8 protein-coding genes and 4 tRNA genes are annotated in these 10176 nt (G+C 40.2%); 8 read left to right on the top strand and 4 right to left on the bottom strand.

All coding sequences use genetic code 11. The annotated features are described in order from the left end of the window. Positions 1 to 21 precede the first annotated feature (21 nt). Complete coding sequence (locus HYG93_RS16355) at positions 22 to 657, bottom strand: peroxiredoxin (RefSeq protein ID WP_120364051.1); 636 nt, start codon at positions 655 to 657, stop codon at positions 22 to 24. Between the two features lie 337 nt (positions 658 to 994). Between HYG93_RS16355 and secA the strand changes: the two genes are divergently transcribed. The 8 genes from secA to HYG93_RS16395 all read left to right on the top strand — a co-directional run bounded on the left by secA (position 995) and on the right by HYG93_RS16395 (position 7364). After that, entirely contained in the window at positions 995 to 3718 is a 2724-nt protein-coding gene (secA, locus tag HYG93_RS16360; protein ID WP_120364052.1) for a preprotein translocase subunit SecA, read from the top strand. A gap of 139 nt (positions 3719 to 3857) precedes the next feature. Then, positions 3858 to 4214 (top strand): hypothetical protein, encoded by a 357-nt coding sequence (locus HYG93_RS16365; RefSeq protein WP_106986245.1) that lies wholly within the window; start codon positions 3858 to 3860, stop codon positions 4212 to 4214. Positions 4215 to 4365: 151 nt separating this feature from the next. After that, complete coding sequence (argJ, locus tag HYG93_RS16370) at positions 4366 to 5586, top strand: bifunctional glutamate N-acetyltransferase/amino-acid acetyltransferase ArgJ (protein ID WP_178962689.1); 1221 nt, start codon at positions 4366 to 4368, stop codon at positions 5584 to 5586. Between the two features lie 146 nt (positions 5587 to 5732). Further along, entirely contained in the window at positions 5733 to 6800 is a 1068-nt protein-coding gene (gene nadA / locus HYG93_RS16375; protein WP_120364060.1) for a quinolinate synthase NadA, read from the top strand. Positions 6801 to 6967: 167 nt separating this feature from the next. Further along, positions 6968 to 7044, top strand: a tRNA-Pro gene (locus HYG93_RS16380). Between the two features lie 34 nt (positions 7045 to 7078). Beyond that, positions 7079 to 7155, top strand: a tRNA-Arg gene (locus HYG93_RS16385). Positions 7156 to 7194: 39 nt separating this feature from the next. Continuing rightward, positions 7195 to 7270, top strand: a tRNA-His gene (locus HYG93_RS16390). A 17-nt stretch (positions 7271 to 7287) separates the two neighbouring features. After that, a tRNA-Pro gene (locus HYG93_RS16395) sits at positions 7288 to 7364 on the top strand. Positions 7365 to 7485: 121 nt separating this feature from the next. Here HYG93_RS16395 and HYG93_RS16400 read toward each other — a convergent pair. The 3 genes from HYG93_RS16400 to HYG93_RS16410 are packed head-to-tail and all read right to left on the bottom strand — an operon-like array spanning position 7486 to position 9649. Continuing rightward, the gene (locus HYG93_RS16400) at positions 7486 to 7965 is read right to left on the bottom strand and encodes an OmpA family protein (RefSeq protein WP_120364054.1); all 480 of its coding nucleotides are present in this window, start codon (positions 7963 to 7965) and stop codon (positions 7486 to 7488) included. 2 nt (positions 7966 to 7967) lie between these two features. Then, on the bottom strand, positions 7968 to 9197 hold the full coding sequence (locus HYG93_RS16405) for a sensor domain-containing diguanylate cyclase (protein WP_117007231.1): 1230 nt from the start codon (positions 9195 to 9197) through the stop codon (positions 7968 to 7970). Beyond that, complete coding sequence (locus HYG93_RS16410; RefSeq protein ID WP_228198711.1) at positions 9194 to 9649, bottom strand: YfiR family protein; 456 nt, start codon at positions 9647 to 9649, stop codon at positions 9194 to 9196. Before HYG93_RS16410 ends, HYG93_RS16405 begins: the two co-directional genes overlap by 4 nt. Between the last annotated feature and the right edge of the window lie 527 nt (positions 9650 to 10176).

Consider the following 10176-nt stretch of genomic DNA (forward strand, 5'->3'; position numbering starts at 1 on the left):
TAAATTGTGGTTGGTTTACATTTACTCTGGTTGTGGAGTTAAACGTAAATAAGGGGTTACTGCTTTATAGCCTTTAGGGAAACGTTGCTTGATTTCTGCTTCATCTTTTAATGACGGTACAATCACCACATCTTCACCATGTTGCCAGTTTGCAGGTGTTGCTACTTTATGCTTGTCAGTCAATTGTAATGAGTCGACAACACGTAAAATCTCATGGAAATTACGGCCTGTAGATGCAGGATAAGTAATAATTAAGCGGACTTTTTTATTTGGATCGATAATCACCAATGAGCGTACAGTTAATGTCTCGCTGGCATTTGGATGAATGAAATCATATAGCGTTGAGACCTTACGGTCTTGATCGGCAATAATCGGAAAATTCACCGAGGTATTTTGAGTTTCATTAATATCATTAATCCAGCCTTTGTGTGATTCAACATCATCCACCGATAAGGCAATAGCTTTTACACCACGTTTGTTAAATTCATCTTTTAACTTTGCCGTAAAACCTAACTCAGTTGTACATACGGGTGTGTAATCTGCTGGGTGTGAAAAAAGAATCCCCCAGCTATCCCCAAGAAAATTATAAAAATTAATCTGACCTTCGCTTGAATCTTGTGTGAAGTCAGGAGCGATATCGCCTAAACGTAAACTCATGGTCGTGCCTCGAATGATTATTTATATTGGTGTCTGGGAACGACTATGAGCGATTTTTTTTATAATGAAAAATAGTGTTTTTTTATTTCTTTATGAAATTAAAAGATAAAGAATGCATGCTGTATTTGGCCGATTTGAATAAATCTCTGTATGCACGTACTTTTTAGCCTGTTTAAAATTTGTTACATTAGCAAATCTAAGCTTTATTGGGCCACATTAGGTTCATAGAAATTTTATGAGGTTTTTGTGCAAAGCCCTTGTACTTCAAATTTCTAGCACCATAATAACGACTAAGAAAACTTATTCATTTGACAAGCAAGATTTAGAGAGTCTATTCATGTTGGCAAGTCTGATCGGAGGAATCTTCGGTACCAAAAATGAGCGTGAACTCAAACGCATGCGCAAGATCGTAGAAAAAGTTAACGCGCTCGAGCCGACGATATCAGCCCTTAGCGATGCGGACTTATCTGCAAAAACTGAAGAATTCAAACAACGTTATAAAAATGGTGAAAGCCTAGATAAATTAATGCCAGAAGCATTTGCAGTTTGTCGTGAAGCGGCAAAGCGTGTAATGGGCATGCGTCACTATGATGTACAGATAATCGGTGGTATTACCCTTCATGAGGGTAAAATTGCTGAAATGCGTACGGGTGAGGGTAAAACACTCATGGGTACGCTTGCTTGTTATCTGAATGCTTTAAGTGGTGAAGGCGTTCACGTGATTACAGTGAACGATTATTTAGCACAACGTGATGCTGAGTTAAACCGTCCATTATTTGAGTTTTTAGGCTTAAGTATTGGCATTATTTACTCAATGCAAGACCCTACTGAAAAGGGTTTGGCATATCGTGCAGATATTACCTACGGTACAAACAACGAATTTGGTTTCGACTATCTTCGTGACAATATGGTGTTCTCATTCCCAGAGAAAAAACAACGTGGCTTAACTTATGCCATTATCGATGAGGTCGATTCGATCTTAATCGATGAGGCGCGTACGCCATTAATTATCTCTGGTCAAAGTGAAGATTCTTCGCAGCTGTATGCCGCGATTAACAGCATTCCACCGAAGTTACATGCGCAAAAAGAAGAAAAGGTCGCAGATGGTGGTCACTTCTGGATTGATGAAAAGCAACGTACTGTCGAAATGACAGAAGTTGGTTATGAAACAGTTGAGCAAGAATTAATTCAAATGGGCTTATTGGCCGAAGGTGAAAGTCTATATTCATCTGCGAATTTGAACTTGGTTCATCATGTATCGGCGGCTATCCGTGCGCATTATTTATATCAACGAAATGTGCAATATATTATTCATGATGGTGAAATTATCATTGTGGATGAAAACACAGGTCGTACAATGCCTGGTCGCCGTTGGTCAGAAGGTTTGCACCAAGCCGTTGAAGCCAAAGAAGGCTTGGAAATCCAACCAGAAAACCAAACCTTGGCAACCACAACTTTCCAAAACTATTTCCGTCTGTATAAAAAACTTTCAGGTATGACCGGTACTGCAGATACCGAAGCTGCCGAAATGAAAGAAATTTATGGCCTAGACGTAGTGCTTATTCCAACGCATCGTCCTATGGTGCGTAAAGATGAAAACGATTTAATTTATTTAAATCGTAACGGTAAATACAGCGCGATTATTCAAGAAATTCAACGAATTCATGAAGCAGGCGTAGCGCCAATTTTGATTGGTACCGCAACAATTGAAGCCTCTGAAATTTTATCTGACAAACTGCGTGAAGCAGGTATTGCCCATGAAGTACTGAATGCAAAACAGCATGAGCGTGAAGCAGATATTATTGCGCAAGCAGGCTCACCACGTGCAGTAACGATTGCAACCAACATGGCAGGTCGTGGTACAGACATTCTGTTGGGAGGGAACTGGAAAGCTTTACTTGCAAAAATTGAAGAGCCAACTGCTGAAGATGAAAAACGCTTAAAAGGCGAGTGGGAAGCAAACCATGATGCTGTTTTAGCATCTGGTGGTTTACACATTATTGGTTCAGAGCGTCATGAATCACGCCGTATTGATAACCAGCTCCGTGGTCGTGCTGGACGTCAAGGTGACCCAGGTGTGTCGCGTTTCTATCTATCCCTTGAAGATGACCTTATGCGTATTTTCGCAGGTGATCGTGTAGTGGGGATGATGCGTGCAATGGGCTTGAAAGAAGATGAAGCCATTGAACATAAAATGGTGTCACGTTCGATTGAAAATGCACAGCGCAAAGTAGAAGCACGTAACTTTGACATTCGTAAAAACTTATTGAAATACGATGATGTAAATAACGAACAACGTAAAATTATTTATACTCAACGTGATGAAGTTTTAACTGAAGCATCATTAGAAGAAAACATCGAAGGGATGATTTCTGATGTGATGAAAGGTGTGATTGAAATTTATGTACCACCTGAATCAATTCACGATCAGTGGGACATTCAAGGCCTTGAAAGCGCATTGCGTGAAGACCTTGGTATCGATTTGCCAATTACCCAATGGCTTGAAGATGATCGTCGTTTAGACGAAGAAGGCTTAGCGCGACGTATTACCGACGAAGTTTTGTCACGTTATAAAACACGTCGTGCGCAAATGGGTGAAGAATCTGCAGCGATGTTGGAGCGTCATTTTGTGTTAAATGCTTTAGACCGTCACTGGAAAGAGCATTTGGCTGCCATGGACTACTTGCGTCAAGGTATTCATTTACGTGGTTATGCACAAAAGAACCCTGAGCAAGAATACAAAAAAGAAGCCTTTAACTTATTTGTAAACATGCTAGCGGTAATTAAATCTGATGTTGTGATAGATCTATCTCGCGTACATGTTCCAACTGCAGAAGAACTTGCAGAAATGGAAGCTCAAAAGCAAGCACAAGCTGAAGCAATGCAATTGAATCTATCTCATGCTGAGTTTGATAGCTTATTGGATGATGGTGTAAGCACTGATGTCGTAGATGCGCAATTCACACCTGTTGGTGATGAGGTTGTAGCACCAGAAAGCCGCAATTCACCTTGTCCATGTGGCTCAGGTCTAAAATACAAACAGTGTCACGGTAAAATTTAAGTGATACATAAAATAATCAGAACCTACGGGTTCTGATTATTTTTGTAGTATAGATTTAGAGTTGATGAATAGTGTTTGCAGCCTAAGCCATTAGATGGTATTTAGTTGCACAGTCCCTTAAGAAATTGTGGAACAGACAATGAAAAAATTATTACAGCCTCTCATGATTGCTATTTTGGCAGTTCCAGCATTTGCGTATGCAGATTCAGTTCAAACGACAACGCCTGCAAAAGTTCAACAAGCACTTGGCGCGACAACGGCAGAAGTACAAGTGGGTACAGATGGTAAGGTGACAGTAACTAGCCCACGTACAGGTATTCGTTATACATTCGATAATCCAAATCGTCCAATTGTTATGCAAACAGCAGCTGTAACAGCAGCCAATGCAGCGAACGCTGATCGTATTGTGGCAGAGAATCCTGCACTGTCTTCAGCAAGTCAGCAAAATGCAAAAAAATCATTATTAAATGAAGCAGCACAGCTTGCACGTAATTGATTTTAGATCATTTTAAGAACCAGCCAATCGGCTGGTTTTTTATTGTCTATCACTACAGAATAAAAATAGCCTAAAACTAGGCATCTACTCGATTTTTACTCAATTTTGTTCTAAGCTGTCTTTTTTCATAAATTGAATTAGGCGTTTAAAAATGGCAGTTGGTGACGTATCTATGCCACAGATGCATGTGGTGAAAGGTGTAAAAATTGGTTCAGCTGAAGCGTATGTCCGCTATCAGAACCGACGTGACCTGGTTATTTTTGAATTTGCCGAAGGTTCAAATGTGGCGGGTGTATTTACACAAAATGCATTCTGTGCGGCGCCAGTACATATCTCTAAAGCTCACTTAAAGATGGGAAATCCACGCTACTTGGTAATTAATACCGGTAATGCTAATGCAGGCACAGGCCCAACAGGTATGGCCAATGCAGAAGCAACGTGTGAAAAACTTGCGTCATTGGCGGGTGTTTCAGCAGCAGAGGTTCTGCCTTTTTCTACGGGTGTCATTGGTGAGCAACTGCCAATTGAACGTTTGGTCGAAGGTTTACAGCCTGCGTTAGATAGCTTGGAAGAAGATGCATGGTTAGATGCGGCTACAGGCATTATGACCACAGATACCACGCCTAAAGGTGCTTCTGAGCAGTTCGTATTGGATGGCATCACCTATACCATGACAGGTATTTCTAAAGGTGCTGGCATGATTCGTCCCAATATGGCGACAATGCTAGGCTATGTAGCAACAGATGCACCGATCAGCCGTGAATTGGTACAACAATTATTATCAGAAGCTGTCAATGTATCCTTTAACCGTATTACGGTAGATGGTGATACCTCGACCAATGACTCATGTATTTTTGTAGCAACAGGGCAGGCGGGTGGTCAAGAAATTAGCGCTACAACTGATCCACGTTATACAGCGGTTGCAGATGTGCTTACACGCGTTATGAAACGTCTTGCACAGCTCATTATTCGTGATGGTGAGGGTGCAACTAAATTTATTACGGTTGCTGTCGAAGGTGGTGCCAATACACAAGAATGCTGTGATGTAGCTTATAGCATTGCGCATTCACCATTAGTGAAAACAGCAATCTTTGCCTCAGATCCAAACTGGGGGCGTATTTTGGCAGCCATTGGTTATGCAGGCGTACCAAACTTAAATGTTGAAAATATTCAAGTTTGGTTGGGCGATGTTCAGATTTGTAAAGATGGCGGTGCAGCTGCAGATTACACAGAAGAAGCTGGTGCCACTGAAATGCAAAAAACAGCAATTACCATCCGTGTTGATTTAGGCCGTGGTGATGCGAAGGACACGGTATATACCTGCGATCTGTCGTATGACTATGTGAAGATCAACGCAGATTATCGTTCTTAAAATAGTGATTTTAAAAAGCCTCCATTGGAGGCTTTTTTATAAAGCTAAGTTTTTAATGACTGGTCAAAAAGCACATACAGCCATTTGAACAGCCATATAGGTGAGCTCATTGTTAAATGAGCATTATGGATAGAGTAGACCTTATGATGAATGATGCGACAAATTTAATTGCCAACGAAGCAAAATCGATTGTGCAAGCGCATTTAGACCGTTTGGGTGAGCCAAAAGAACACGTACTGTCAGAGCAAGCCAAATTAGCAAAGTTCGAGCAGATTAAAGAGGCGCTTAAAAAGCGTGATGCTGTACTGGTGGCACATTATTATTGCGATCCTGAAGTACAGGAACTTGCAGAGCTTACGGGTGGTTGTGTTTCTGACTCATTAGAAATGGCGCGTTTTGGACGTGATCATGAGGCATCTACCTTGGTTGTGGCTGGTGTTAAATTTATGGGGGAAACTGCAAAAATTCTTTCGCCAGAAAAAACCGTGCTCATGCCAACACTGGAAGCTACTTGCTCCCTCGATTTGGGTTGCCCTGTAGATGAGTTTAGCCAATTCTGCGATGCACACCCCGATCATACGGTAGTGGTATATGCCAACACCTCGGCTACTGTTAAAGCGCGTGCTGACTGGGTGGTGACTTCAAGCTGTGCCGTAGAAATTATTGAACATCTAGACAGTCTGGGTGAGAAAATCATTTGGGCACCAGATCAGCATTTAGGGCGCTATATTCAAAAGAAAACAGGCGCAGAAATGTTGCTGTGGGATGGTGCATGTATTGTGCATGAAGAGTTCCGCTCGCGTGGCATAGCAAAAATGAAAGCACTCTATCCAAATGCCGCAGTTTTAGTACATCCAGAGTCACCAGAATCGGTTGTAGATATTGCTGATGCTGTAGGAAGTACTTCACAATTGATTAAAGCGGCGCAAACATTGCCAAATGAACAATTAATTGTGGCAACAGATCGCGGTATCTTCTACAAAATGCAACAAGCAGTCCCAAATAAGACCTTAATTGAAGCACCAACGGCTGGAGAGGGGGCGACTTGTCGCTCTTGTGCACATTGTCCATGGATGGCAATGAACGAATTAGATGGTATTTTGCAAGTTTTAGAAAAAAATGATCAAGAAATATTCGTCGATGCTGCTTTGGCTGAACGCGCGAAATTACCCCTTGATCGAATGTTGAACTTTAGTGCATCACTAAAACGCTAAAAATGCTTAAAAAATATCAATTATGCTTGATAAATAAACGCTTGAAGCATTTTTTGGTATTTTTTTGAAGATAGGTGTTGACGTCTTCGGGCGTCAAGCCTAGAATGCACACCGTACCGAACGATACATCGAAAGATAAGTTGAACGGTTCGAAAGCTGAGATGAATCGGAGCATAGCACAGCCTGGTAGTGCACCTGGTTTGGGACCAGGGGGTCGTAGGTTCGAATCCTACTGCTCCGACCAATTCCTCAAGGCAAATGATGTTTACATCAGTTAAGCGCTTGTAGCTCAGTTGGATAGAGCATCCGCCTTCTAAGCGGATGGTCACAGGTTCGAATCCTGTCAGGCGCGCCATTTGGTCGCTTGATGTATTAAGAACCAAATGTTGTAATGGTGGATGTAGCTCAGTTGGTAGAGCCCTGGATTGTGATTCCAGTTGTCGCGGGTTCGAATCCCGTCATTCACCCCAACTCTAGTAGTTGAAATCGGAGCATAGCACAGCCTGGTAGTGCACCTGGTTTGGGACCAGGGGGTCGTAGGTTCGAATCCTACTGCTCCGACCACTTTTAAAATAAGTGGTCGAGATAAAGATGCCGCGTTAAGCGGTTTTTTTTATGCCTAAAATTTAGTGAATTTTAGTGAAATAAAAAGCCTCAATATTTTGAGGCTTTTTTTGTTTCAGGCTTATGGAATAATAATGACATTTACGCGACGGTTTTTGGCACGATTTTCTTCACTGTCATTGCTTGCAATCGGTTGATCTGAGCCACGACCAATAATTTGCAAATTTTGTGGCTTAAAGCCCTCTGCAAAAAATACATCCGCAACACTTTGGGCTCTTTTTTGAGAGAGTTGATAATTATAGTTGGCCTGACCAACATTATCCGTATGACCAGTGAATTTGAGCTTTTCTAAATCATATTTTTGTAATTGATGTGAGAGCTCGGTCAGTTTTTCTTTTTGATGATTTTGAATACGGTAATCATCAAAATTAAATAAGAGGCGTTCAGGAAGCGCAAGAGTCCAGCCTTCATCATTTAATACAAAACCTTCTTTTTTTAACATGCGGGCTTGTTTGTAATTTAGGTGACCTAAATTCATGCAGGCGGTAAGGGTTGTGCTAAAAATAATTATGAGTAGGGCGCTGAAAATTTTTTTGTACATATTTAGGCCTGTTTACTTTTGGATTGAAGGGAGATATGCCATTTCTCAGCAAAATTTTTTGCATCGTACATGGCTTGATCTGCGTCGCTGATTAAATCTTCTGGTGATTTAGAGAGTTGGGTGAGCGCAACGCCAATACTGGCATCTAAAAATATATGCTGTTGCTCGAACATATAGGTTGCTGTGTAGCAAGCATGTATTTTTTGGCAAAGTTGTTGTATTTCATCACTGTCTATAATGTCTGGGATAATGACAGCAAATTCATCGCCACCAAGTCGAGAGAAAAAAGCATTTTCTGGCAAAACTTTACGTACACAATATGATGAAGCGCGAAGCACAGCATCGCCTGCTAAATGGCCAAATTGATCATTCACCTGTTTAAAGTCATTTAAATCTATAAACAGTACGGCTGCATTGCGCACACTATTATCTTCATAATATTGAAAGAGTGTTTCATAAAAAAAATGCCGATTTGGAAGTTGTGTGAGTGGATCGTGTCGAGATTGGTGTAATAGTTTATTATTTTCAGACATTAAACTTTGATTGGATTGCTCTATTTCACAGAGTAAACCATTAAATGCCGTGCTGAGGGCTTGCAGTTCTTGAATGTCAGAATTTGAAACACGCATGGTATAATTCTTTTTAAGACTAATGGTTTGCGATGATTCCACAATGTCACGAATGGAATGCATAAGGTATTGATAGACAGAGCTGACAGACCAAAAAACAGCAGCCAATAAAATTAAAAAACCAAGAAATAGCCCGAGCAGTATTTTGTGAAAGAAACTCACCAAGTCTGCAGAGTTTCCGTACACCAATAATTGGCCATAAGTTTTGTTGTTGTGTCGAATAGGGAGGGTAATGGGGTCGCGATAAAACAGCAGGTCAAGTAAGTTTTGGCTTGACCAAGCGCTAATCGGTTGCTGCTCTGTATGCGCTAAAATTTTTTTTTGCGTAGAAAATATATCAATAGAACGAATCGGGTATTGCTGAGTGTACTCTTGTAAAATTTGCCCCATTGTACTTTGGTCTTGAAAGACCACAGCGGGTTGGACGCGCTCATTAATGGCATTTGATAAAATGCTTAAACTATTTTTGGCATAGGCATTCATGGTGTAAGTAGAAATTGCCAGTAAAATAGCTGAGCAAATACCAAAAGTTAAAATAAAAATAGTCAGCTGAGAGCGTGTAAACAGCTGATGTAATGTAATTGGATTATACAGTTGTTTCATGGGTTTGACTCCGCTGGTTTTGCGAGCATTAATACCCGCGGGTCAATATGAATTTTGGATTGCGTTAAGCTTTCCATATTAACTTTAAATGCATAGCTTTGATTTTTCTTATAAAGACAAAAAGCACTACCCGTTTCACAGTTTAAATTATTACTACTAATCGAGAGGGCTGGGTAGTTTACTGCTGTATTTAAAATATTTTGCTCTTCTTTGTCACTGAGATTGCTAAAAAATAATACTGTGCAATTGGATGAGCGTAATTCTGAGCTGTGTTTATTGCTCACTTTATATGGGCTATCGGCTGGTAGGTTGTTTTTCAGCTGTTGCGCAAAGGGGTTATTGTTGACCACACAAATTTCAGGCGTGTTTGTAGGCCACTTGGCGTAGCTTAAAATGGCTAAAGATGTGTGGTAGATATCTGATACAGGTGCGGAATATAGTGAGCTACTCAATAAAAGACCGCAGATCAAAAATCCTGTTTTATTTCTGCTAAAAACCATATTGTGTATATTTTTGAGAGTTTATATAAATGGCGATTTATTCTTAAACAAATAAAAAACTGTGTAATACGTCTAATAATAATACAGAAAATGCTAAATGTGTTTAAAAAGAAGACACCTGGTAGGATTTTTTAAAAATAAATGGAAAAAAATAAAAAATAGGGTTGCAACGTATGTGAAATGCTGTAGAATGCACATCCATCGGCGGTGATGAAGATTAAAACTTCTGATAAAACAAGGACTTGATTGAAAAGATTAAGTTTGGTTTTAGAAAGAAAGTTTAAAATAATTTGAATTACTTGTTGACACTAAATAAATTTAGTGTAATATAGCCGACCTAGCTTGCTGGTGACGAACCAACAAGAAGATCATTAAGAGATTATGAAGAACAACTTGTGTGGATTTTTACTGGTTGATCAATCGAATATATTTTCATTGATAATTGGTAGAAATTTCTCGAAGTTTATTTGAGCAAATAT

It is taken from the genome of Acinetobacter sp. SwsAc6 (genome assembly GCF_013391565.1).
GTDB classification, from domain to species: domain Bacteria; phylum Pseudomonadota; class Gammaproteobacteria; order Pseudomonadales; family Moraxellaceae; genus Acinetobacter; species Acinetobacter cumulans.

Excerpts from the sequence above, each read along its gene's own strand:
- HYG93_RS16400 (WP_120364054.1), bottom strand. The coding sequence starts at position 7,965 with ATGTACAAAAAAATTTTCAGCGCCCTACTCATAATTATTTTTAGCACA.
- secA (WP_120364052.1), top strand. The coding sequence starts at position 995 with ATGTTGGCAAGTCTGATCGGAGGAATCTTCGGTACCAAAAATGAGCGT.
- argJ (WP_178962689.1), top strand. The coding sequence starts at position 4,366 with ATGGCAGTTGGTGACGTATCTATGCCACAGATGCATGTGGTGAAAGGT.
- HYG93_RS16355 (WP_120364051.1), bottom strand. The coding sequence starts at position 657 with ATGAGTTTACGTTTAGGCGATATCGCTCCTGACTTCACACAAGATTCA.
- HYG93_RS16405 (WP_117007231.1), bottom strand. The coding sequence starts at position 9,197 with ATGAAACAACTGTATAATCCAATTACATTACATCAGCTGTTTACACGC.
- HYG93_RS16365 (WP_106986245.1), top strand. The coding sequence starts at position 3,858 with ATGAAAAAATTATTACAGCCTCTCATGATTGCTATTTTGGCAGTTCCA.
- nadA (WP_120364060.1), top strand. The coding sequence starts at position 5,733 with ATGAATGATGCGACAAATTTAATTGCCAACGAAGCAAAATCGATTGTG.